The organism is Paracoccus aminophilus JCM 7686, assembly GCF_000444995.1.
In the GTDB taxonomy this organism is placed as follows: domain Bacteria; phylum Pseudomonadota; class Alphaproteobacteria; order Rhodobacterales; family Rhodobacteraceae; genus Paracoccus; species Paracoccus aminophilus.
Genome location: NC_022041.1, coordinates 2,339,165 through 2,361,460 on the forward strand (window position 1 = coordinate 2,339,165; position 22,296 = coordinate 2,361,460).

The 22,296-nt window shown below is 63.0% G+C and carries 21 protein-coding genes and 1 tRNA gene; 12 read left to right on the top strand and 10 right to left on the bottom strand.

Annotation, left to right across the window (positions count from 1 at the left end):
* Positions 1-2: 2 nt before the first annotated feature.
* The 5 genes from JCM7686_RS11400 to JCM7686_RS11420 form a co-directional block, all read right to left on the bottom strand.
* Positions 3-614: a nicotinate-nucleotide adenylyltransferase gene (locus JCM7686_RS11400; protein ID WP_020950981.1), complete on the bottom strand. Its 612-nt coding sequence runs from the start codon at positions 612-614 to the stop codon at positions 3-5.
* 29 nt (positions 615-643) lie between these two features.
* Positions 644-1,780, bottom strand: a complete 1,137-nt coding sequence (locus tag JCM7686_RS11405) for an OpgC domain-containing protein (protein ID WP_020950982.1) — start codon at positions 1,778-1,780, stop codon at positions 644-646.
* Entirely contained in the window at positions 1,777-3,945 is a 2,169-nt protein-coding gene (gene mdoH, locus JCM7686_RS11410) for a glucans biosynthesis glucosyltransferase MdoH (protein ID WP_051201553.1), read from the bottom strand. Before mdoH ends, JCM7686_RS11405 begins: the two co-directional genes overlap by 4 nt.
* 6 nt (positions 3,946-3,951) lie before the next feature.
* A complete protein-coding gene (locus tag JCM7686_RS11415) occupies positions 3,952-5,541 on the bottom strand; it encodes a glucan biosynthesis protein (RefSeq protein ID WP_020950984.1) in 1,590 nt (529 codons plus the stop codon).
* Between the two features lie 218 nt (positions 5,542-5,759).
* On the bottom strand, positions 5,760-6,581 hold the full coding sequence (locus tag JCM7686_RS11420) for a hypothetical protein (RefSeq protein ID WP_020950985.1): 822 nt from the start codon (positions 6,579-6,581) through the stop codon (positions 5,760-5,762).
* A gap of 127 nt (positions 6,582-6,708) precedes the next feature.
* Here JCM7686_RS11420 and JCM7686_RS24000 point away from each other — a divergent pair, with 127 nt between their 5' ends.
* The 9 genes from JCM7686_RS24000 (at position 6,709) to JCM7686_RS11470 (ending at position 15,555) form a co-directional block, all read left to right on the top strand.
* Positions 6,709-7,140 (top strand): PepSY domain-containing protein, encoded by a 432-nt coding sequence (locus tag JCM7686_RS24000; protein ID WP_020950986.1) that lies wholly within the window; start codon positions 6,709-6,711, stop codon positions 7,138-7,140.
* A gap of 3 nt (positions 7,141-7,143) precedes the next feature.
* On the top strand, positions 7,144-7,818 hold the full coding sequence (locus JCM7686_RS11430) for a response regulator transcription factor (RefSeq protein WP_020950987.1): 675 nt from the start codon (positions 7,144-7,146) through the stop codon (positions 7,816-7,818).
* Entirely contained in the window at positions 7,815-9,167 is a 1,353-nt protein-coding gene (locus tag JCM7686_RS11435) for an ATP-binding protein (RefSeq protein ID WP_020950988.1), read from the top strand. Before JCM7686_RS11430 ends, JCM7686_RS11435 begins: the two co-directional genes overlap by 4 nt.
* A gap of 132 nt (positions 9,168-9,299) precedes the next feature.
* Entirely contained in the window at positions 9,300-10,637 is a 1,338-nt protein-coding gene (locus JCM7686_RS11440) for an NAD(P)-dependent oxidoreductase (RefSeq protein ID WP_020950989.1), read from the top strand.
* A gap of 1 nt (position 10,638) precedes the next feature.
* On the top strand, positions 10,639-11,937 hold the full coding sequence (preA, locus tag JCM7686_RS11445) for an NAD-dependent dihydropyrimidine dehydrogenase subunit PreA (protein ID WP_020950990.1): 1,299 nt from the start codon (positions 10,639-10,641) through the stop codon (positions 11,935-11,937).
* A gap of 111 nt (positions 11,938-12,048) precedes the next feature.
* Positions 12,049-12,138: transfer RNA gene (locus JCM7686_RS11450), tRNA-Ser, on the top strand.
* A gap of 360 nt (positions 12,139-12,498) precedes the next feature.
* Positions 12,499-13,713, top strand: coding sequence for a hypothetical protein (locus tag JCM7686_RS11455; RefSeq protein ID WP_020950991.1), 1,215 nt, complete (start codon positions 12,499-12,501; stop codon positions 13,711-13,713).
* A gap of 69 nt (positions 13,714-13,782) precedes the next feature.
* Positions 13,783-14,100, top strand: coding sequence for a hypothetical protein (locus tag JCM7686_RS11460; protein ID WP_148292614.1), 318 nt, complete (start codon positions 13,783-13,785; stop codon positions 14,098-14,100).
* Between the two features lie 1,170 nt (positions 14,101-15,270).
* The gene (locus JCM7686_RS11470; protein ID WP_148292615.1) at positions 15,271-15,555 is read left to right on the top strand and encodes a hypothetical protein; all 285 of its coding nucleotides are present in this window, start codon (positions 15,271-15,273) and stop codon (positions 15,553-15,555) included.
* A gap of 567 nt (positions 15,556-16,122) precedes the next feature.
* Here JCM7686_RS11470 and JCM7686_RS25120 read toward each other — a convergent pair.
* The gene (locus tag JCM7686_RS25120; RefSeq protein ID WP_328286682.1) at positions 16,123-16,326 is read right to left on the bottom strand and encodes an HGGxSTG domain-containing protein; all 204 of its coding nucleotides are present in this window, start codon (positions 16,324-16,326) and stop codon (positions 16,123-16,125) included.
* Positions 16,327-16,413: 87 nt separating this feature from the next.
* Positions 16,414-16,836, bottom strand: a complete 423-nt coding sequence (locus JCM7686_RS11475; RefSeq protein ID WP_041527312.1) for an RrF2 family transcriptional regulator — start codon at positions 16,834-16,836, stop codon at positions 16,414-16,416.
* A 165-nt stretch (positions 16,837-17,001) separates the two neighbouring features.
* On the opposite strand from JCM7686_RS11475, the gene JCM7686_RS11480 reads away from it, so the two are divergent.
* Positions 17,002-17,982, top strand: coding sequence for an alpha/beta fold hydrolase (locus tag JCM7686_RS11480; RefSeq protein WP_041527313.1), 981 nt, complete (start codon positions 17,002-17,004; stop codon positions 17,980-17,982).
* 33 nt (positions 17,983-18,015) lie between these two features.
* Here JCM7686_RS11480 and JCM7686_RS11485 read toward each other — a convergent pair whose 3' ends face one another.
* Positions 18,016-18,948: an MYG1 family protein gene (locus tag JCM7686_RS11485; protein WP_020950993.1), complete on the bottom strand. Its 933-nt coding sequence runs from the start codon at positions 18,946-18,948 to the stop codon at positions 18,016-18,018.
* A gap of 634 nt (positions 18,949-19,582) precedes the next feature.
* Here JCM7686_RS11485 and JCM7686_RS11490 point away from each other — a divergent pair.
* A complete protein-coding gene (locus tag JCM7686_RS11490; protein ID WP_041527314.1) occupies positions 19,583-20,017 on the top strand; it encodes a hypothetical protein in 435 nt (144 codons plus the stop codon).
* 237 nt (positions 20,018-20,254) lie between these two features.
* On the opposite strand, the gene JCM7686_RS24710 is transcribed toward JCM7686_RS11490, so the two are convergent.
* Positions 20,255-20,419, bottom strand: a complete 165-nt coding sequence (locus tag JCM7686_RS24710) for a hypothetical protein (RefSeq protein WP_158442359.1) — start codon at positions 20,417-20,419, stop codon at positions 20,255-20,257.
* Positions 20,420-20,783: 364 nt separating this feature from the next.
* Positions 20,784-21,161 (bottom strand): hypothetical protein, encoded by a 378-nt coding sequence (locus JCM7686_RS24945; protein ID WP_236635824.1) that lies wholly within the window; start codon positions 21,159-21,161, stop codon positions 20,784-20,786.
* A 90-nt stretch (positions 21,162-21,251) separates the two neighbouring features.
* Here JCM7686_RS24945 and JCM7686_RS24440 point away from each other — a divergent pair, with 90 nt between their 5' ends.
* Entirely contained in the window at positions 21,252-22,046 is a 795-nt protein-coding gene (locus JCM7686_RS24440; RefSeq protein ID WP_236635825.1) for a Hint domain-containing protein, read from the top strand.
* Positions 22,047-22,296 lie beyond the last annotated feature (250 nt).

Consider the following 22,296-nt stretch of genomic DNA (forward strand, 5'->3'; position numbering starts at 1 on the left):
CTCTACCTTTTGCTATCAGCGCAACGACGCTCGGCCCTGATGGCAGTTGAGGAAAGCGAATTGAGCGGCACGTTGATCAACACCCAAGCCGGGGGATTGGCAAGAGGCAGAAGCTGCGCTTCGCTCTCGGGCAGCCGGTTGCGCCAGAGCTTGCGCGCCGCCACCGAAAAGCGGGCGGGCATCCGCCAATCAGGCCGGGCGATGACGCCGATCGGCACGCGCGCGGCGATCTCTTGCCAGCGGCCCCAGCTGTGAAACTGCACGAGATTGTCGGCCCCCATCAGCCAGACGAAATGCACGCCGGGATAGATCTTCTGCAAACCCGCGATCGTGTCGGCGGTCACCCTTGTGCCCAGCTGCGCCTCAAGGCCGGTGACGATGACGCGCGGATCCTCCATGATGCGACGCGCCTCGGTGATCCGGGTGTCCAAAGGGGCAGGCCCGCGCGTTTTCAGGGGGTTGCCCGGGCTGACCAGCCACCAGATCCGATCGAGACCGAAGCGGCGCAGCGCCATTTCAGTGATATGGACATGGCCGGCATGAGCGGGATCGAACGAGCCTCCCAGCAGACCGATCCGCATCCCGGGAACCGCGATGGGAAAGCCCTCTCTCATCCCCGCCCCTTTCCGCTCGTCCTTGGCATCTAGCGGGCCGGGTGATGATGGCCGCTCCATGCGGCCCAAAGCTGTTTGCGCCGCATCCACAGCGCCGCCACTACCCAGAGGGTGAGAATGCACCAGATGTCGATCACGATCCTGAAGCCAAGGCCATCAGGCCCCGCAGGCGCGGTCAGATGCATCGCATCACCAAAGATTGAAAGCAGGACGCAGGCCACGAAGGACAATAGCCCGCCCTGCCCGATCTCGGCAAGCGCCCGCCCGCCGATCGTATCGGCCAGCCAATTGAAATACCGCGCCAAAGGCATGGCGACGAGCCAGCTTGCCGCCAGCACCCCCAAGAGCCGGACGCCGTCCATCGACCATTTGTCGATATCGCCGTGGATCAGGAACAGGGCGTCATGCAGCGGCTTGCCGCGCTCGCCGAGCTGCCAGCTCAGCACGATCGCCATGCTGAACAGCATCATGCCCCAAGCCGCGGCGGTGACCCAACCGGCATAGGGCTTGAGCGTCGCGGTAATGCGGTCGCGGAAAGCCCCCATGCCAACGCCGCAGAAGAACAGCAACTGCCAGCCGAACGGGTTGAACAACAGCCCCGGCCCCGGTCTCTGGTTCGGGATCAGCGCATTCAGCGGCACCGCCACCATCCAAAGCGCGACCGAAGCGACCATGAACAGCACCGGCCAGCGCAGCAGGATCGGCACGGTTACCGGCACGGTCGCGATCAGCAGGACGTAGAGCGCCAACACATCCAGCAGGTTGGGCTGCATCCACATCAGCGCGACGGTTGCGACATAGCCAAGCGGGTTGTCGATGATCATATTCGAATATTCGAACCAGACCGCCGTGTGCTTGAGCTTGAAGTAAAAGAGCAGCCGCGACAGCAACGCGAGCAGGATCGCGCCGAGGATCAAGGCGCGCCAGACCTGAAAGGCCCGCCGCCAGAACCGCTTGCGCGCCGCCGCTCGGCCTTCGCGGGCCTCGACCTTGATCCAGACCAGCCCGACCAGAAAGCCCGACAACAGGACAAACAGCTCGGCCGCGTCGAAGGTCACGAAATTCGTCAGCGTCAGCGCGCGCAGGCTGCCGACCGGCATATGGTCCAGCATGATGCAGACCAGCGCGTAACCGCGCAGCATATCGAGCGAGGCAATCCGCTTCATGCGGGCAGCCGGGACCAGATGTCGAGCAGCTCGGGCTCTTCGATCATCGCGAGCACCTCGCCTTGCGTGAGGAAGCCAAGCGCCTCGCGCCGGTTGAGCGCCGCGCCGATCTTGGCCCCGGCCGAGATCGCATTCAGCCGCTCGGAATTGCGCCGCGTCGGATCGAAGACGGGCGTCATCGCCGCATGGCGGACGCGCTCGGCGGCATCTTCACCGAGATGAGCCAGACTCGTCTCGCTCAGCGCCGCGATGCGGTTGCCCAGCACATTGGCCGCAGTCAGAAGCTCGGGCGGATCGCGCTCTTCGGGGGTCACCAACAGGCCGCGCAACCGCGCCCACCGTCCGAAGACCGGGCTTGACGACCAGCGCGAGGTAAAGGGCGCAAGGATCAGACCGGCGAGGATCGGCGACAGCCAGACCAGCTGACCCGGCGACAAATAAGCCAGCACGATCAGCGTGCCGAGACCAAGGACGACATGCAGCGCGTGACGGCGCAGCACCAGCGACCACGGCGGGGTTTGTCCGGCGCGCACCTGCGCCTCCCAGCCGCTGTCCTTGCCCTGCAAGATCTCGATGATCTGGCGGGTCTGGAACAGCATCTGCACCGGCGCGATCAGCGCAGACAGCACGATCTCGAACAGAGCCGAAGCGACAATTCGCCCCTTGCCGCCCGAATTATGCGCCAGAGGCCGCATCCAGGCCCGAAAGAGCGCGATGAATTTGGGCACCAAAAGGAAGCCCATCGCCACCGCGAAGAGCCAGAGCATCCGCACCGGATCGAAGACCGGCCATTCCGGGAAAAGCTGATAGGTCGAGGGGAAGTAATCGGGCCGCGACAAGAGCACATTGGCCGACAGAGCCAGACCGACAAGGATCATGGCAAGCCAGATCGGCGACATCACAAAGCCCAGCACGCCGATCATGAAATGGACCCGGCTGACGGTGGTAAAGCCGCGCGACAGGAAGATGCGCAGATGCTGAAGATTGCCCTGCGCCCACCGCCGCTCGCGCACGGCCATGTCGAGAAGCGTCGGCGGCGTGCCCTCGAAGCTTTGACGCAGATCGTGGTCGAGCCGGACCTTCCAGCCCGCCCGCCGCAAAAGCGCGGCCTCGACGAAATCGTGGCTGAGGATCGTGCCGCCGAAAGGCGCCTTCCCGGGCAGGGTTGGCAATCCGCAGCAAGCCGCGAAAGCGCGGACACGGATGATCGCGTTATGGCCCCAGAAATTGCCATTGTCGCCCGACCAGGCAGCAACGCCCCGCGCCACCGCAGGCCCATAGACCCGCCCGGCGAATTGGGTCAGCCGCGCGAAAATCGTCTGGCCACCGACCAGCATCGGCATGGTCTGGATCAGGCCGAGATCCGGGTCCGCATTCATGCGCGCCGAAAGCGCCTTGATCGTCGCCGCGCCAACGACGCTGTCGGCATCGAGCACCAGCATCTGGTCGTAACGCCCGCCCCAGCGGCGGACGAAATCGGCGACGTTCCCGGCCTTGCGGCCCTCGTTGCTGCGCCGCCGCCGATACCAGACTGGCACCGGAGACATCTCGCGCAACCGGCTGATCGCTGCCATTTCCTCGACCACGGATTCGGGCTTGCGGCTGTCCGAGATCACGAAAATCTCTGCACGGTCGCTCAAACCCTCGCGGGCGAGGTCACGCGCCAAAGCGGCGAGCAGCCCGCTCGTGGTGGCGGCGTCCTCGTGATAGACCGGCATGACCACGGCGATCCGGGCCGCATTCGGGCCCTCGGGCGTCTTAGGCGCAGGCGCGAAAAAGCCCGCGACCATCGAGCAAAAGGAAAAGCCGACCCAGCCGAAGGTCAGAACGAAGAGGACCAGCAGCACGCCCTGAAGAAAGGTGATGTGGTCACCGAAGACAAGCACCATCTCGCGGTAGCCCGCCACCGCAATCGCCGCCGTGCCGCCAAAGGCAATCAACCGCGCCAGCGTGACCCGCCAGCTCGCCCAGCCCGGACGGGGTCCATGGGGCGGCGCGCCGCGCAGATCCTGCACCGGCATGCTGAGAGGCTCTTCCGGCGGGGTTGCCCGGACGAGCCCATTCAGTGCTGGCTTGAACGATACATCCGCCTCGGGACCGAGTAGACCACCGGGAAAACTGCGGCTGGTCCCGGCAGAAAGCGGTGCGGAATCGAACTGGCTCACCTTGACTTACTCGCGTGCCCAACGGGCGATCCAGGTCTCGCTGAGCGGCCCTTCCGGCCCGTTCAGTACCGCCGAAAGATCCGCCACCTTGGCGTTTTCAGGGAAATATTCGAAGGACAGTCGCAACCGGCCCTCCTGCGGCATTCGGATCAGATAATTATGCCCGATGCGCCCGGCCGAGGCACGGATCTGCGCGGCAGGATCCTCCGAGCCAAAGACCGAGAGATCGAAATCGACGATATAGGTCCGGGCATCGGCATTGTTGATCGCCCTGCCCGACATCGTTTCCAAAACCCGAGAAATCGGTGCACTATCAGGGATTTGCGGCGCGAAGGTGAGAACGTAGGAATAGTCCTTGCGCTGCCCCTTCAGAAGCTTGTCCGAGGATTGCCAGAAGGTCACGATATTGTCGTTGAACTCGTTCTCGACCGGGATCTCGATCAGCGTGACCGAGCCCTTGCCCCAACGCCCCTGCGGCGCAATCCAGGCCGAGGGCCGCAGATCATAGCGCGCCTCGGCATCCTGATAATCCTCGAAACTCCGCGACCTTTGCGCCAGCCCGAAGCCAAGCGGGTCATTGTCCATGAAGGCCGAAGCCTGCAAGGTCGGCGGCCCCGAGAGCACGCGCCAGAGCCGGGTTTCCGCGCCTGTCAGCATCTGAAGCCCGTCATTGTCGTGAACGGCGGGGCGATAATCGTCGATGCGACGCCGGTCGGCGGGGCCGAACCAATACATCGAGGTCAGCGGCGCAATGCCGACATTGGTCATATCCCGGCGCGGGAACAGGGCCACGCGCGTGGTGATGACCGTCTCGGCCCCCGGAGCGAGGATGAATTCGAAAGCGCCGGTGATGGATTTGCTGTCGAGCAGCGCGTTGATCTTGACTGTGCGGTCCTGCGGGCCGGGCTCGTGGATCCAGAAGGCGCGGAAGAGCGGGAATTCCTCGCCCTCGGGGCTGCCGGTGCCGATTGCCAGACCGCGCGCCGAAAGGCCGTAAAGCGTCCCGCGCGAGACGGCGCGGAAGTAGCTCGCGCCCTGAAAGACCGCGAATTCGTCCATGACATCGGGGCGGTTCAACGGCGTGCGCAGCCGGAAGCCCGAAAAGCCCATATTGCCGACGGTCTCCATATCGCCGCCGTCGGGGAACTGCGACGGATCGAACTCAAAGAGCCGCGGCGTGAAGGCCACCTTGGTCGCGACCCCATCGACGACCATATTGATCTCGATCGGCTCGTAGAAAATCGAGCCCGGCGGCAGCAGATCCAGCGAGAACAGCCGGTTCGCATGCCAGGGATCACGGTCCCGGCGAAAACGGATCGCGCGATACTGATCATAGTTCAGATTGCCAAAGCTGCCGGTCAGCTGCGAAATCGGCTGGGTGTAATCGCGGCTCGCGTAATCTTTGGCGATGTCGGCGACATCTTCGAAATCGAAGGGCTTGGGCGCGGGTTCAGGCTGGGCCTCGTCCGGGGTCTCAGGGGCCGGTTGATCCGGAGCGGCCGGGGCGCCCGGCTCTTGCGCGAAGGCAAATCCCGCCAGAGCGCCGGTCGAGCCCAAGGCAGCGGCGGAAGAAAACAAAAAGTTGCGACGATACATCCCCCGGACCTTTCACATCGGCCATCCCCATAAAAGCGGCCAGCAGGACGGGATTTGGCACCGCGTTAAGCAACTCGCAAGCAGTTTTCCCAGCGAGAGCAAGAGACTGCCGACAAGCGACATCAAATCATCATAATTCGCGCATCCCGGACGCATTGTGGGCGCGAAGCACAAGACTTCGCACCCGGTTCTCTTGCCTGATTCGGTCCTAAAGCCTCTTAACGGGCGGTTTCGCGCAGGACCTCGCCCTTGGCGCCGATCTCGACGCGCACGGTCTCGCCCTGCGGGTTTTTGGCATCAAGGTAAATCGCGCGCCCTTCACGCGTGAGATTGCCGGTCTCGGTATAGCCCGCATCGCTTGCAGCCTTCAGCGCCGCCTCATCGCTCAGCGCGGCTTGCCCCGGCCCGCCCTTGCCGGAATGGCGCTCGCCTTTGCCGGACCAATCGCCCTTGCCGTGGCCGCCCTTGTCGCGACCGCCTTTGTCATGGTCACCTTTGCCGTGGCGACGGTCATGCTCTCCGCCCTTCCGATCCGGGCCGCGATCATCGCCGCGCCCAAAGCGCATCAGCGTGCCGTCCTGCGTAAAGCCCGCGCGCAAACCCTGCCCGCTGCTGTCCGCGCCGACGACCATCACGCCGCGCTCATCCGAGAAAACGCCACCAACACGCGAGAATTGCTTGTAAATATCCTGATTGCGCACGGCCTCGGGCACAAGTTGGGCGACCAGCGTCTCGGGCAAAGCCGTGCCGTCCTTATCGGCAAAGGCACCGCGCAAAGCGCCGTTGTCGTCCAGCATCGCCTTGATCTCGGCCCCATCCGCGGTCTTGCCGCTCACCCGCTGACCGCCGCGCTTGCCTGCGCTGACCTTCAGATCAGAGAGGTTGAGATCCTTCAGCACCTGCGGCAGCTCCGGGCTTTGGGTCGATGCGGTGGCCGGCGCCGGAGCGGGCGTGCTCTCTTGCGCCAGTGTTGCGATCGGCAGGCCCAGCATGGCCGCAAGAGCAATCACCGCGACCGAACCTTTAACCATTCTGCTCATTCTGACTTCCTTCCTCTGGGCGGGACGATATGCGTCCCATGCGAATCAGATCTAGCGCAGAGAAGATCAACGAACCGCCAACAGCCTGTTTGGCATTCGTTTGGAATTCGCGCCATAATCAGGCGATATGAGCCGCCGCCTCTCTCTTCTTCTGCTCGCCCTCGCGGCGCTGCTGCTTCTCGCCCTCGGGCTGGGGCTGGGATCGGGGATGCTCGGACGCGGGCGCGAGGCGGCGCCGGGTGAGCTCACCCATCATCGCTGGAGCGGCCCGGTGGATTTCGACGACAGCGAGCTTGACGCTCCGCCAAGCTTCGACGTCCTGCCGCTGAGCACCGCCGCGCGGCTGGTCGAAAGCCGCTTCAGCGGCAAGCTGATCGCGGCGCGGCTGATCCCGCCCACCCCCGCGGAATTCGAGCAAGGCGTCGAGCTTGTCCACGAGCTGCGCCTGCTCACCCCAAAGCGCGATGTCCTGTTCATCCGGCTCGATGCGAAGACCGGCCGCTTTCTTGAGGTTGCGGGCGCGGGACTGACCAAGGCGCGCAAGCGCAAAGGAGACTGAACCATGAAAGCCCTGATCATCGAGGACGATCCCCTGCTCGCCTCGCAATTGGCGGATGCCATGCAGGCCGGGGGCTTTGCCTGCGACATCGCCCATGACGGTGAAAAGGGCGAGTTTCTCGGCGCGACCGAAAGCTATGATGTCGCGATCCTTGACCTTGGCCTGCCGGGGATGCCGGGGATCGAGGTGCTGACCCATTGGCGCAGCGGCGGCACCACCATTCCGGTGCTGATCCTGACCGCGCGCGGCGACTGGACCGACAAGGTCGCGGGCTTTCGCGCAGGCGCCGATGATTACGCGGTCAAGCCCTTCCGGCTCGAAGAGGTAGTCATCCGCGCGCAAACGCTGGTGCGCCGTGCCGCTGGCCATGTGCAGGCGGTGATTGCGGCGGGCCCGCTCAAGCTCGACAGCCAGCTTGGCGTGATCTCGCAAAACGGGCTCGCACTGAAGCTGACCGGCTTCGAGACCCGGATTCTCTCCTATCTCATCCACCATCAGAACCGGGTCATCACCCGCTCGGAGCTCTCGGACCATCTCTACGATTCGGCAGCTGATCGCGATTACAAATCGCTGGAGGTCGTGATCGGGCGGCTGCGGCGCAAGATCGGCGAGGGCCTGATCGAGACCCGGCGCGGCGAGGGCTATGTCCTGCGCACCCCGGTTGATCGCGCATCATGAAGCTGAAACTGCCCGCCGATTCGATCCGCTTCCGCCTGCTCGGGCTCGCCGCTTTGCTGGTCGGCGCGGCGCTGATCGCCGCCTATCTGACCATTGCCGCGATCCTTGAAGATTTCATCACCGGCCGCTTCGATGCGGAAACCCGCGCCATTGCCGAGGGGCTGATGGCGGGGGCCACGATCTCGGACAGCGGACGGCTGGTGGCGGGCGTGCCGCCAAGCGATGCGCGCTTCGATCTGCCGCTCTCGGGCTGGTATTGGCAGCTCATGCAGAATGGTCAGGTCACCGCGAAATCGCCCTCGCTCTTTGACAATCTGCTGTCGGTGCCGGTCGAGGATGTGCAGGGCGGTCATCTCTTTGGACCGGACGGCCAGAGGCTGCGCCTGATCCACAGCGACTTCACCCTTCCCGGCAGCGAGGCGCGCCTCTCGGTCGCGGTGACCGCGCCGCAAGCCGAGATCGTCGAGAGCCTTGCCCAAGTCCGCCGCCCGCTGGCGATCTCGCTTCTGGTCTTGGGGCTTGGGCTCGGTCTGACCAGCCTTTTGCAGGTCACCGCAGGCCTCAAAAGCCTTGACCGGCTGGGCCATGACATTCGCCGCATCCGCGCCGGAGAGGCGGAAAGCCTATCCCTGCCCGCCGTATCAGAGCTTCGGCCAATTTCTTCTGAAATCAATGCTCTGCTCGAACAAAATCGAATTGTTCTGACCCGATCGCGCGACTATGTCGGCAACCTTGCCCATTCGCTGAAAACCCCGCTGGCCGCGCTGGCCAACAGCCTTGGCCCCGATCATCCCGGACAGGCGCTGATCGCGCGAATGGATCGCCAGATCGGCTGGCATCTGCGCCGCGCGCGCAGCTCTGCCGCGCCGCGCCTTCTGGGTCACCGCACCCCCGTCGCCGCCGTGGTCGAGGATATTCTGCTGGTGCTCCGCCGCCCGCTTGAGGATCGGGCGATCGCGATCACAACCGCCTGCCCGCCCGAGCTGGCCTTTGCCGGAGAGCGGCAGGACCTTGAGGAGATGATCGGCAATCTGACCGAGAACGCCTCGAAATGGGCCGATCACCAGATCCGGATTTCGGCGCGTCTGCTGCCCGAGAACAAGGCCAGTGAGAACAAGGCGGGCGAGCGCGAGATCGCGATCCGCATCGAGGATGACGGCCCCGGCATGTCGCAAGAGGATCACGCCCATGCCCTGACGCGCGGCCGCAGGCTCGATGAATTCGGCCCGCCCGGCGCGGGTCTCGGGCTCGCGATTGTGCATGATCTGTGCGCCTTACACGGCGGCAGTCTGACCCTTGGCCATTCGGATCTGGGCGGGCTGCGAGCAGAGCTGATCCTGCCTGCCTGATGCATTTGCAGCGTAAAAATGCTGCGCCGCGAAATTTTCGGAAAATCAAATTCGAGAAATTTTACCATTTGATAAAAAATTTGACCTGTGACAGCCTGATTCTCAGATAGCAGCCAGCCTGGGGTCCAAGCGATGTCCAATAGCCAGCTGACGCCCGGTGTTGTGCCGGGCCGTCTCACAACTGAAGTCTACGCCGTCAATTTCTCCGATGTTGCCCCGCCCCTCGATGATCACGAGGCGAGGGTTGCGGCTGATCGGTGCTACTTCTGCTATGACGCGCCCTGCGTCACAGCCTGCCCGACCTCGATCGACATCCCGCTCTTCATCCGTCAGATCTCGACGGGCACGCCGGATGCCGCCGCCAAGACGATCTTTCACCAGAACATTCTGGGCGGGATCTGCGCCCGCGTCTGCCCGACCGAGAACCTCTGCGAAGGCTCTTGCGTGCGTGAAACCGCCGAGGGCAAGCCGGTTCAGATCGGCGCGCTTCAACGCTATGCCACCGATCACCTCATGGATGAGGGCGAGCATCCCTTCCGGCGCGGCGAGGCGACCGGCAAGCGCATCGCCGTGGTCGGCGCGGGCCCCGCAGGTCTTTCGGCCGCGCATCGTCTGGCCGCTAAAGGCCACGAGGTCACGCTGTTTGACGCCCGTGAAAAGGCCGGCGGGCTCAACGAATACGGCATTGCCACCTATAAAGCGGTCGATGGTTTCGCGGGTCGCGAGGTCGATTGGCTGCTCGGGATCGGCGGGATCTCGGTTGAGACCGGCAAGGCGCTGGGGCGCGATCTGTCGCTCGACAAGCTGCGCGCCGATTATGACGCGGTCTTTCTTGGCCTTGGCCTGCAAGGTGTGAATGCCCTGCGCGCGCCGGGCGAAGATCGTGGCGAAGTCCATGACGCGGTCGATTTCATCCGCGAGCTGCGCCAGTCCCGCGATCTCTCGGCCCTGCCGATTGGCCGCGATATCGTGGTGATCGGTGGCGGTATGACCGCGGTCGATGCCGCCGTGCAGGCCCGTCACCTTGGCGCGCAGAACGTCACCATTGTCTATCGGCGCGGCCAGGAGCGGATGAGCGCCTCGGCCCATGAGCAGGAACATGCGACCTCCTCGGGCGTGCGCATCATCTGCAATGCCATGCCGATTGCGGTCCACGGCAATGGCACGGTGCGCGAGGTCGAGTTTGCCCATACCCGCGACGGCGCAAACGGGCTTGAAGAGACCGGCGAGCGCTTTCGTCTTGCCGCCGACCAGCTCTTCCGCGCGATTGGCCAGACGCTTCATGGCCATCCCGAGGGGCTCACGCTTTCGGGCGGCAAGATCGCGGTTGACGCCACGGGCCGGACCTCGCTTTCGGGCGTCTGGGCAGGCGGAGATTGCGCGACGGGCGGCGATGATCTGACCGTCACCGCCGTCGCCGAGGGCCGCGATGCGGCCGAAGACATCCATACGCAACTGATGGGGGCCTGACATGGCGGACCTGCGTTCGAATTTCATCGGCATCAAATCCCCGAACCCGTTCTGGCTCGCCTCGGCGCCTCCGACCGACAAAGAGGTCAACGTTCGCCGCGCCTTTCAGGCCGGTTGGGGCGGGGTCGTGTGGAAGACGCTCGGGCTTGAAGGGCCGCCGGTCGTCAACGTCAACGGCCCGCGCTACGGCGTGGTCTATGGCGCGGATCGCCGCGTTCTCGGCATCAACAATATCGAGCTGATCACCGACCGCCCGCTCGAGGTGAACCTGCGCGAAATCAAATCGGTCAAGCGCGACTACCCTGACCGCGCGCTCATCATCAGCCTGATGGTGCCTTGCGACGAGCCAAGCTGGATCTCGATCCTGCGCGCGATCGAAGACACCGAGGCAGATGGGGTCGAGTTGAACTTCGGCTGTCCCCATGGCATGGCCGAGCGCGGCATGGGCGCCGCCGTGGGGCAAGTCCCGGAATATATCGAGATGGTGACGCGCTGGGTGAAGCAGCATTCGCGCATGCCCTGCATCGTCAAGCTGACGCCGAATATCACCGATGTGAAAAAGCCCGCCGAGGCAGCCCTGCGCGGAGGCGCGGATGCCGTCAGCCTGATCAATACGGTGAATTCGATCACCTCGGTCGATCTCGACCTCTTCGCGCCCCAGCCGACGATTGACGGCAAGGGCAGCCACGGCGGCTATTGCGGCCCGGCGGTCAAGCCCATCGCGCTGAATATGGTGGCCGAAATCGCGCGCAATCCTGCGACGGCGAACCTGCCGATCTCGGGCATCGGCGGGGTCACGACCTGGCGCGATGCCGCCGAATTCATGGCGCTTGGCGCGGGCAATGTGCAGGTCTGCACGGCGGCCATGACCTATGGCTTCAAGGTCGTGCAAGAGATGATCACCGGCCTTCACGACTATCTCGACAGCCATGAGATGGAGATGTCCGATCTGATCCGTCGCGCGGTGCCGAATGTCACCGATTGGCAGCATCTCAACCTGAACTACACCACCAAAGCGGTGATCAATCAGGATGATTGCATCAAATGCGGCCGCTGCTATGCCGCCTGCGAAGACACCAGCCACCAGGCGATCAACATCGAGCCCGGCCGCGTCTTCAAGGTCAATGAGGCCGAATGCGTGGCCTGCAATCTCTGCGTCGATGTCTGCCCGGTCGAGAATTGCATCACCATGCGCGAACTCGAGGTTGGCGAGATGGATTTGCGCACCGGCCGCCCCGTCCAGCCCTACAGCAACTGGACCGAGCATCCGAACAACCCGATGGCGCGGGCCGCCGAATAGCAGGCAAGCCCTTGGAATGCGGCGAAATCAACGCATTGTCTGAAAATCGCAAGAGGCGGATCATCACCGCCTCTTGCTCTGCCCGCGCAGTCAGGCTAATCCTGCGCCGTCGGAGGAGTGGCAGAGCGGTTTAATGCACCGGTCTTGAAAACCGACGTGGGGGTAACTCCACCGTGGGTTCGAATCCCACCTCCTCCGCCATATATCACTGAAATCGTTAGTTAATTTCGTAATTGGCGAGCTTTCCCCGCCTAAGCGCCCGCCTTCTTGTTGCGCTTGATTGCGACGGGTTGCGTTGCGTCACTGCTTCACCTTGTTAACATCTCGTGCAGGCAGCGTTTCCCGCGCCCTCCCCTGCTACGCCGCTATACTGTCCGCGACATTCAGGACACGCAGGGCGGATCACCTCACCTCGTGCGCGCCGATCATGCTGCGCGAAGCCAACCCTCAAGGTGACGTCGTTGGGTGCCCGATATTGTCGCCCAGTGTTTAGGGCACCTTAAAAAAGCGCTGGAACCGGGTTTCTGGTCGAGGCTAGGTTGCGCGTCAAAAAGGATGCTCATGCGCAAACTCAAATGCTCAAGCTGCGGTGGAACGCTGGCCATAGCGAATACGCCTGATGGACATGTCATCGGCAGCTGTGGAAGTTGCGGGTCGCAATATGTGATCGAAGCGCGAGGCCGCCAGCATATCGTGCTTGAGCATCGTTTTCCTGACGGAAAACCCGGTGTCCCGGCCCCTTCGACGGCCAGCCTATCACGGCGACAGGCTCTGGGCACCGGGCTGGGCGTTGTCGCAGTTGGCGGAGCCATGCTGGGGCTGTCTCAGATCCTGGGAATTGGCCGTCGCTCGACACCAGCGGCCAAGAGTGGAGTGGAAGCTGTCTTCAATGTCGGTGGAAAGGGTGCAAGCGCTGGGCTCTTTCGCGACAATCTCAATGCGATCGGTATTGATAGCCTCTCTCGGGCGGTGGTTACCGATCAACAGCAACGGTTTTACGTATTTGGTCCGGATGGGGCGCCCCTGACCCAGTTTTCCGCGCCGGAAGACAGCCGCGGCCAAATGCTCGGCGTTCTGCCGGGCGGCGATATCGTGCTCAACGGATATAACATTCTGGTGCGGCTGGATCCGCTCTCTGGCGCGGTAAAAGACCGCGTGCCAATGCCCGAAAACGACGGCTATTGGACCAACGGTGAGGGAAGCTGCGTTACCGCGGATGGCGGCCTTGCGCTTTACTTCGTCGCACCGCCAACCAAGGGGCAGCCCGCAAGCCTACCGGGACCAGATACGCTGGTTCTTCTCGACCGGGATTTGAGGGAGCGGCGGCGGCTGACCGGGCTGATGGCACAGGCCTTGGCCGCAGATCCGATGGTGTCACGCCCTCCCTCGGCGACAAGCATTGCCGTCAATGCGGCGGGCAGCATCTTCATCGCCCTCAAACGCGGAGAGGATACCGACGGCCGCGACGGCATCTTCGAGTTCAACGCCGATGGACGCTTTCAGCGCCGGATCGAGACTGGCCCGAAGTTCTCGCCGCAGATCATTTCGGATCCCGGGAGCGCGCTTTGGCTTTCTGATCCATGGGAAAGTGAGCTGGGGCAAGTCACGTCAGGGGGGATCCGGTCAGTTGATCTCGCGCCCATTGGGCGGGACCGCGGCGAGAGTATTGGGAATATCAGAGCAATTTCCGCATATCCTAACGGGGACTTGGCCGTCATTGGTGTCGGCAGTGCTCGCTTTGCGAGAGTGCACGTTTTGTCCCGAGATATGACGTAAGCTAAATTGTGGCACGCGACGCGCGAAGCATGGGCGTCGCCTGTCGCGCGGCTGCTTCACAGATGCTGATTGGCGAAGTATTTGAGAAGTCTGGCGCTCATGCGGCTTCATCCTCGCGCCACGCTCCACACTTTGTCTCGCGAGCTAGTCCTTCAACGCCATCGGACCGATGTCCATCAGACACTCGGCAATCTCCAGAGCGTCGGCGACATAGGCTTCGCGGTGTTGAAAATCGCCGCTGGCCTCGTTCTCAAGCGCCAGCCGAGAAACCCGGATAATCGCATGGACGTGACGGGCGATGCCGTCGGCTGCCTCGCGGGCGTCTCCCTTGAACCGCAGGATTTCGGAGGCTCTCGTCGCTGGACCTCCACCAGCTTGAGGGTCTGACGCAGCGCGGCGCGCACATAGCCCCGGGCCTCTGCCTCAGTATAGCCCCGGTCATGCTCGCTGGCATCGAGCGCCAGAGCAAGGCGATCGTGGACTTCGTGAAGCGGAAAAGCTCACATGCCGGTATCGGTCGCGGTTCTCGCGCTCATGTGGGTTCGCCATTGTCGCAAATTTCGCGAGGGTCGCGGTGTCGCGCCCGCCTCAGTCAGTTCCCCCGACGCGCCATTTCACGCCGGATTTGGTCAAGCTGGTCATAGTCGGCAGAGGTCAGGCCAGACGCGCCCGCATCGGCTCGCCGTTCCCTTTGAACCGTCATGCAATGATCCACGCTTCCGACGTGATCGAGGAAAGATTGTAGATCATCGAACCATCTCGCTGTGCGGCCAGTTCGCAAACAGTGTTATAGTTACGATACAGGGTAGACGAATGACCCCTGCCCAACTTCGAATGGCCCGAAGCGCGCTTCAGCTTGGCGTGCGATAACTCGTTGAACTCGCGGGAATTTTCTTCGCTACGGTGAGCCGTTTTGAGACCGGGAAGAGTGGGTTGCAGCATTCCACGGCGGAGACATTGCGCAAAGCCTTGGAGGCAAGGGGCATCCAGTTCCTCGAGGGCGGCCAAGTGGCGGAGGGAGTGGGAATTTCACTGAGGCCGGAAGCTTCTTCACAAGCTCAGATTTAGACGGCAGGTCCGGGCTGCACAACTAGCGGGAGACGATTTGCACTGCTCAGAAGCGAGATTATCAATGACGCAAAGCGAGATCTCCGCGCCGCGCAAAGGAGAGCGGGGTTTTAGCATCCCCGTGGTCCTCGCCGCCGTTGTGCTCTTGGATTGGTCCGTGTCGTCGCAGCCTCTCGACTATGACATGCCGATCACCACAGCCATTGTCGTCTGTTGCCTCATGTCAATTCGGGCTGTCATTCACGCCTGCGCCTTACGGAGCCTCATGGCATCGACTGCGCCGGGGTGATGATGGCGCAATCAGCTATTCGGAAGGTTCGATGCCTCGGGCATCTCACCAGCCGGGCGAGGCATTTCGCTGACCTGGGCCGGGGGCGCCGTAGACCCAACCGGCACTATTCCGCCCGCCACGCTCTGCCAGTCTCGCAAACGATACCATCGCCGCGTAAGCTCCCGGCCTCTTGAATGATGGATCGGAGCTTGAGCCCTATGGCTAAGAAGAACGACGGCAGCGCACCGCTCCTGGATGACGAGACCCTGAAACTCCTGGCCCGACAACTGCGCGGAATGACCCATGCGAAGCTTCGTTTCATCGGTGGCGATCCCGCTCAAGAGCGAGCAATATCCGATGCACTCCTCGCGCTCGGCATATCCTCGGAAAGCGAGCACATCCCCGATTTCGCGCCATCACCGCAACGGCGCTACAGCTTCCGTTTCGAGGGAACCACTGCTGTCCTGACGGTAGCGCTGGCCGTTCAGCCCGACCACTACTGACGCCGCCGAGGCTTGCTGGCCGCCTCTTCATGGCCTGACCTAATCAAGCCCAGCGATCTCTGCTCATGTCGCTTGATTTCGGCTGATTAAAATCAAGACGCTCAGATTGACCGCTAGCGCCCTCGCCTGCAGCGCTATTGACGAAGAATTGGTTTGCACCCAACCCCTTCCGGTTGTCTGATGGTATCTTGGCATAGGGGTGGAAAGCATGAGAGCGTCTATCATCGGAGTTTGCCTTGCTCTCATGCCTGTTTCTGGCTCTGCGGATCAGCAGGCCTTTACTTGCATTCCTGTTCGGGGAATGGAGGGAAGAACCAGACTTATTGTAGATCTGGCCTCACGCGCCATGGGCACCGAAAGCGGGAAAACGCTACCAATCCACTCAGAGAATAAGGACTTTCTGCTCGCGGCGCAGATTGACGGCGCCAGCAGCACTGCGCTGCTCTTCGATCGCAAGTCTGGGTCGCTCTATGGTAGCGGGGTCTCTCGATGGTGTGATGCTTCGCAATGCAACTCGCGCTCATTTGCATCCGAATTTGCCTGCAAACCGGAGTAAGACGGCGGTGCTTATGAGGCCTCAGGATAGCGAGGCGAACACAGTGCTGCGACACCCAGCTTTGCCCAGCGCCGCCGCTGCGCTTCCCTGATCCGCGCGATTCCCTCAGGTGTCTTGGCGCCGGTGGACTTGCCGCCGTGGAACTTGCAGCGCTTCCTGCCGGGCTCGCTCTTGTTCCGACAGTTCGTGTTTTTTCGTGTTTTGGCCCCGCAGATGACGCGGGCTGTCTTGGCGCGCCGGGGCTCTCTCGCTTGCCAAGCCGCGGGCGGCGATGTTCTCTACCTCGGCGCGCCAGCCCCACCTCACCCCTCGGCGGCAAAGGCGCTGGCCGCGATCTGCGCCAGCGTGACCGCCCCATAACTCGCGACCAGCTGCGCTTCGGCCTTGGCGAAAGCCGCCTCTAGAACCGCATTGGCGGCGCGCTCGACCGGGCAGGTCGGATGATCGCGCGAGAGCGGCGCGGTCAGGATCGCGCCGGAGGTCAGCGCGCGCTGCACCTCGAGCACCGTGATCTGATCAAGCGCCCGGGTCAGTTTCCACCCCCCACCCCGCCCGCCTTCCGAGGCGACGATGCCATGATCGCGCAAGGCGCCGAGCGTGCGGCGCACCACCACCGGATTGGTGTTGAGCATCTGCCCAATGCGCTCAGAGGTCTCGCGCCCCCCGAGCAGGCCCATATGCACCAGCACATGCAGCATTCTGGCAAGCCGGCCATCGGTCTTCATCGCATCCCTTTCCGCAACAATTCATGTTACGCAATCTTGACAGATCCGCATATGTGTAACATTTACTGTTACACAATAAAGGAACTCCGCTGCACCGCCCTTGGTTATCCGATCTGGCGCGGCACCGCACTGCCTCCTCTGTTCAGACATCCCGAGAAGAGCCCGATGAAAGAAACGATCCTTCAGACCCGCACGATCAAGATGAGCCTCCTCGAGGCTGGGCACGGCCCTTTGGTTGTGCTCTGCCACGGCTTTCCCGAAACCAAACGCGCCTGGCGCCATCAGATCGCGGCGCTGGCGCAAGCAGGCTACCGCGCGGTCGCGCCGGATCTGCGCGGCTATGGCCAAAGCGAGGCGCCCGAGGGGGCGGAGCACTACAGCGTCATTCATGCGGTCGGCGATCTGGTGGCGCTGCTTGATGCGCTCGGCGAGCAACAGGCGGTGATTGTCGGTCATGATTGGGGCGCGACGATCGCTTGGCAGGCCGCGCTCATGCGCCCGGATCGCTTTCGCGCAGTTGTGGCGCTGTCCGTGCCGATGATGGGCCAGCCGCCGGTGCCGCCCTCGCGGATCTTTCCGCAAAACGAGAACGCGCTGTTTTATACACTCTATTTTCAAAACCCCGAGGGTGCCGAGGCCGAATTCGGCCGAGATCCCCGCCAAACGCTGCGCAAGCTGATCTTCGCGGCCAGCGGCGAGGCAGGTCCCCGCCTGCCCGGCGACGCCACACCGAACCCCTTCGGCATGGTCTCGCGCAGCTCTGGCCTGCTCGCGACCCTGCCCGATCCGGCGCGCCTGCCCGACTGGCTGCCTGGCGCAGAGTTTGACGCGCTGGCTCAGGCTTTCGAGGCGTCGGGCTTCACGGGCGGGCTGAACTATTACCGCAATCTCGACCGGAATTGGGAGCTCCAGCAAGCCTATGCCGGTGCGACGGTCACGCCGCCCGCGCTCTTTTTGATCGGCACGCGCGACAGCGGCTTGGCCATGCCCGGCATGGATCAGATCATTGCCGCGATGCCCGCACTCGTCCCCGATTTGCGCGGCAGCCATCTCGTCGAGGGCGCGGGCCACTGGCTGCAACAAGAGCGGCCCGCCGAGGTTTCGGCGCTGATCCTCGATTTCCTGCGGCAATTGCCGGATCGCTGAGGCGCGCGCAAACGATCCGGTCAGGCGAACCGGTCAGGCGCGGTTGGCTTCCGCCTCGCGCACCGCGATCTCGGCCATCGCCACGGCGGCCTCGCGCGTGGCGGCTGCCGCGATGAAGCGGCCATTGTGGCAGAAAAGCGCGCCGGGAACGCCCGAGGCGGCTTCCAGAGCCTCGCCCGAAAGACCCGCCCAAGATGCGGGAAGATCGGCGCGCAGCTCGAACCCGTCTTCGGATTTGCGGATGCCGCCGATGCCCCAATCCTTGCCGCGCGGGTTGATGACGAACCAGAGGTGATCGGCCCCGGCCTTCACCACCGTCGGACGGAAGGGCATGCCCATGGGCAGCTCGAGAATGCGGCTCTCGCCCGCGCGGGCGATCGCGTCGAACACCATGCCCTCGGCGCGGAGTTTCGCCGCGCTGCGGGCAATGCGGGCCTCGACAAAGGCGCGGGCAATGGTCAGCGCCGTCTGAAACGCGCGATCCTCGGATCCCGGATCGGTGTCGTCAAAAACCGGCTTCAGCGTTTCCATCAGGCTCGGGAGCACCATGCCGGTCAGCAAGGGCCCCGCGCTGGCCGGGCTGAGCGCGCCGTTGTCGACGAGGTCAATCGGCAGCACGAAACCCGCATCAAACGAGGCATGAACCGTTTCGATATGATCCGCCGGAACGCCAGAGGCCGCCAGATAATCGCGGCCAAAGTGGCGCCAGATCAGCCCGAAGGAGCTGAGCGGCTGGCCGTCATCGCGCAAAGGCGCGCCGCGCTGGTGGTGATCGAAGATCCCGGCCTCGGCATCATAGGCGCCGCCGACATCATAGATGACGCGATCCGCGGCGGGCGTGATCCATTCCGGCGACCGGCTGCGGACCAGCTGAGCATCCGGGAAAAGCCGGGTCAGGATCACGCTGGAAAAGAGCTCATCCGCGTGAAAGCCGCCGTTATGGGTGACGAGATAGGCAGGAGACATGGTGGACGGTCCTTGATGGTGATGGACCGGCCCTGCCCGTCCTCGGAAACGAAAAACGCCGGGATCGATCTCCGATCCCAGCAAATACAGTCACTTGCGAAAATTCGCCCCGGGTTCGGGCGAGACTCCCCCGATTGGTGTTGAACTTTCGCGCAATTTACGAAGCTCTGTAAATCGGGTGAAGGTTGATGCCAAGGGGACATTTTTTCTCAATAAAATCAGCGAAAGCCAAAACCATTTGAGGGGGGATATGGTGCAGTTTGGGGCAAGGTTCTCGTCAGCCAGTGCGGTCGGTCAGAATCAAAAACGCCCGCGAGGCCGTGGGCCTGCTTCTCTTTCGTCTGATCACCTTACTGCAGGTAGCCAGTACCTCAGAAGCCATCTTCGCCCTTCGAACATCACCCAATGCGGAGATTGGGAACCAAGCCATTCTTCGCCAACATCGCCCTATGGCGCATCGCGTTGCCAAAATCCCGGTTGCCCGTAACGAGGTGCGGTCGCCTGCCGCTTGTCGAGCGGCGATGTTTCGGTCTGCGCCCATGTCGAGGAGCGATGGCAAGGGACAAGCAGGTCACAGGCCACGCATGATTAGGGCCTTTGGCCGAATCCCGATGCTGGGACCGAGACGCGTCAAATGGTGGCCCAACTCGTCGCCCAGTTCGATCAGAGCTGGACCCCTAGTCGCGCCAACACAGCGGTCGGGGGCCTGTCGGAGCAGAACTTCTCCACCGGTGCCGGGCCGAAATTCGCATTTATCGAGCAATGGCGGCAATGCGGGAGCGGTCCGGCCTTGGTTGAGATCACGGTCGAGCATTATAATTCGTCATCCAGCGACAGCTCCACGCCGCCCGCCGCTGTGAGCGCGCCCCTGCCTGAAGATACCCCAGACCGGTTCCTGATTTATGCAGGCGTCGGGCCAGCGACCTCGGAGCTTGCCGATAAGCTCGGCGAGATTGTCGCGTCGCGACGACGGGCGGAAGAGCTGGATCCGACCTACCCAGCGGCTACCGGCGCGGATATGGCTGAACGATCCGGGCTGGCGGCCTGCGGGATGGAATGGCGGCTTTAGGCAGTCGCCCGGCACTGCCGCAGTCGTCTCGAGTCCGCGCGGCTCCCCGAAGCGGAACCGGAACTACAGCCGCTTTGGTCCTGCGCGGGTGAAGCAGCGGAAATGGCGCCAGATCTCCTCAAAAGAGGCGTGCGATCATTCAGAGATGCCCGGCTCGCTTTACCACAATCCGCCGCTCCTTTCGGTGCCCGTGAACTGTAAGCGGGTCAGGCGGCGGTCTTCGGTCGGCCCGATCCGCTACGGCGCTGGCTCGCCCAGCTCCTCGGCAACCTGCCCTTGAGCAGCCAGCGATGTTTCCAGCCCGCCGATATCGAGCCGCTCGGGCAGATGCGCGATCTTGGCAGCGTCGCGGATCGTATAGGTCTGCAAGCTGGGCAGCTTCGTGCGATCGCCGTCTGCCACCTCGATCTCGGACGGAAGCGGATCGGGTGACCGAGAGGAACGTCTGGATCGTCGGTCATCCGCACCCCTCACCGCTCTGATCTGAGCATCCAGCCCGCCGATCGGTCGCAGTTTAAGACGAATTCGCGCGCGCAAAGAGAGGTGGCCTCGCAGTGGCGCGGACCCTCGCCCTACGGGTCGAACGGCGCCGCCGGGCGCGGCTTTGCTTGCCCGAACGGCGTGGGATAGCGCGCCGCCGGAAGGCAAAACCCTCGACGAGATCAACAGGCCGCTTCAGCCGTCTTTTTTTTTCGCAGAAAGCAGAATCCGACACGGCACGGCGGATTTTGATTGGACAAAACACAACTTTAGGAAGAAATTAACCTTAAATGATACCGGTTTGGTACCCGTTTGATTCGGCTTTTTCGCTACTTTCAGCTGATAGACGCGCCATGGCCCATCTGCGGGCCAGCGCCTCTGTCCGCGCGCTTTTTATCTCGTTCCTCCCACTGCTGAGTACATCATGCCCATCCTGAACGACCTGACGCGCCTTTTCGATGAAACGCCCGGACCCTCCGGTGTGCCACAACAAGGACAAACCTACATGCCCCGAAACGGGGTCAACACCGGCACAACCTTTGGCAAGATGCGGGACGGAACACAGATCGACCTTGCAGATCCAACCAAGATCACAGCCGGGGACACGCTTCATTGGGGTGGGAAAGCTTATGAAGTCACCCAGCTTTTCCAAGCGAATATTCATTGGGAATCAGTGAATACCGGCCTTTCGGCAACAAGCTCCCAACACTTCATTATTCAAGTGGCGGATCCCGCAGATCCTTCAAAGACGATGATGTTCTGGCTTCCGCAAGACAACACCCTCCCAACCAATGTCGACCTCGATTTTCTGCCACCACAGGTCAGAATGCAGGGCACGGCCGCCTCGATCCATTTCAATTCGTTAACGCCGATCACCGAGATCAACTGGATCGACGTTGATGGCAACGACAATATCGACGCGATTTGCTTCTCGGCGGATGCGCTGATCGAGACGCAATCGGGGCTGGTCGCGGCGGGCGATCTGACTTTGGGCGATCTGGTCTGGACGAGGGATGCCGGGTGCCAGCCGATCCGCTGGATCGGGAAGCGCGCGCTTTCCGCCGAGGAGCTCGCCCATGCCCCCCATCTCTGCCCGATCCGCATTCGCGCCGGTGCCTTGGGGGCGAACACCCCGCAAACCGATCTCGTCGTCTCGCCGCAGCACCGGATGCTCATCCGCTCGAAGATCGCGCTGCGCATGTTCGGCGCGCAAGAGGTTCTGATCGCCGCGCAGCAATTGCTGGGTATCGAGGGGGTCGAAGAAGCCACCGATCTCGCGGGCGTGACCTATGTCCATATCCTGCTCGACAGCCATCAGATCATCCATGCCAATGGCGCCGAGGCGGAATCGCTGTTCACCGGCGAACAGGCTTTGCGCAGCGTTGGCCCGGCGGCAATGGACGAGATCCTGGCGCTCTTCCCCGAGCTCGCCGAAACCGGCTTCCTGCCCGCGCCGGCGCGCCCGCTGATCCCAGGACGCGCCGCCCGCCATCTGGCAGAGCGCCACGCCCAGAACCTCAAACCGCTGTTCGAGGCCATCGCGTCTTAAGGCGACCCGCCCAAGAGGCGGGGGCCCGGCTTTCTCCGCCGGAAGGGTGCTGGACAACGCCGCCTAAAGGCAGAAATCCCAACGAGATCAAAGGGCAGCTTCGGCTGCCCTTTTTCGTGCCGAAAGCAAAATCCGACACGGCATGGCGGATTTATGTTGGACAAAAAACAACTTTAAGGAGAAATTAACCTCGAATGATGCCGCGTTGGTGACCATTTGATTCGGCTTTTTTGCCACTTTCGGCTGATAG

What these genes read in the sequence shown, in the direction of transcription:
- JCM7686_RS11400 (WP_020950981.1), bottom strand. Translation starts at nt 614, where the DNA reads ATGAGAGAGGGCTTTCCCATCGCGGTTCCCGGGATGCGGATCGGTCTG.
- JCM7686_RS11405 (WP_020950982.1), bottom strand. Translation starts at nt 1,780, where the DNA reads ATGAAGCGGATTGCCTCGCTCGATATGCTGCGCGGTTACGCGCTGGTC.
- JCM7686_RS11415 (WP_020950984.1), bottom strand. Translation starts at nt 5,541, where the DNA reads ATGTATCGTCGCAACTTTTTGTTTTCTTCCGCCGCTGCCTTGGGCTCG.
- JCM7686_RS11420 (WP_020950985.1), bottom strand. Translation starts at nt 6,581, where the DNA reads ATGAGCAGAATGGTTAAAGGTTCGGTCGCGGTGATTGCTCTTGCGGCC.
- JCM7686_RS24000 (WP_020950986.1), top strand. Translation starts at nt 6,709, where the DNA reads ATGAGCCGCCGCCTCTCTCTTCTTCTGCTCGCCCTCGCGGCGCTGCTG.
- JCM7686_RS11430 (WP_020950987.1), top strand. Translation starts at nt 7,144, where the DNA reads ATGAAAGCCCTGATCATCGAGGACGATCCCCTGCTCGCCTCGCAATTG.
- JCM7686_RS11435 (WP_020950988.1), top strand. Translation starts at nt 7,815, where the DNA reads ATGAAGCTGAAACTGCCCGCCGATTCGATCCGCTTCCGCCTGCTCGGG.
- JCM7686_RS11440 (WP_020950989.1), top strand. Translation starts at nt 9,300, where the DNA reads ATGTCCAATAGCCAGCTGACGCCCGGTGTTGTGCCGGGCCGTCTCACA.
- preA (WP_020950990.1), top strand. Translation starts at nt 10,639, where the DNA reads ATGGCGGACCTGCGTTCGAATTTCATCGGCATCAAATCCCCGAACCCG.
- JCM7686_RS11455 (WP_020950991.1), top strand. Translation starts at nt 12,499, where the DNA reads ATGCGCAAACTCAAATGCTCAAGCTGCGGTGGAACGCTGGCCATAGCG.
- JCM7686_RS11470 (WP_148292615.1), top strand. Translation starts at nt 15,271, where the DNA reads ATGGCTAAGAAGAACGACGGCAGCGCACCGCTCCTGGATGACGAGACC.
- JCM7686_RS11475 (WP_041527312.1), bottom strand. Translation starts at nt 16,836, where the DNA reads ATGAAGACCGATGGCCGGCTTGCCAGAATGCTGCATGTGCTGGTGCAT.
- JCM7686_RS11480 (WP_041527313.1), top strand. Translation starts at nt 17,002, where the DNA reads ATGAAAGAAACGATCCTTCAGACCCGCACGATCAAGATGAGCCTCCTC.
- JCM7686_RS11485 (WP_020950993.1), bottom strand. Translation starts at nt 18,948, where the DNA reads ATGTCTCCTGCCTATCTCGTCACCCATAACGGCGGCTTTCACGCGGAT.
- JCM7686_RS11490 (WP_041527314.1), top strand. Translation starts at nt 19,583, where the DNA reads ATGGTGGCCCAACTCGTCGCCCAGTTCGATCAGAGCTGGACCCCTAGT.
- JCM7686_RS24945 (WP_236635824.1), bottom strand. Translation starts at nt 21,161, where the DNA reads ATGAATATTCGCTTGGAAAAGCTGGGTGACTTCATAAGCTTTCCCACC.
- JCM7686_RS24440 (WP_236635825.1), top strand. Translation starts at nt 21,252, where the DNA reads ATGTTCTGGCTTCCGCAAGACAACACCCTCCCAACCAATGTCGACCTC.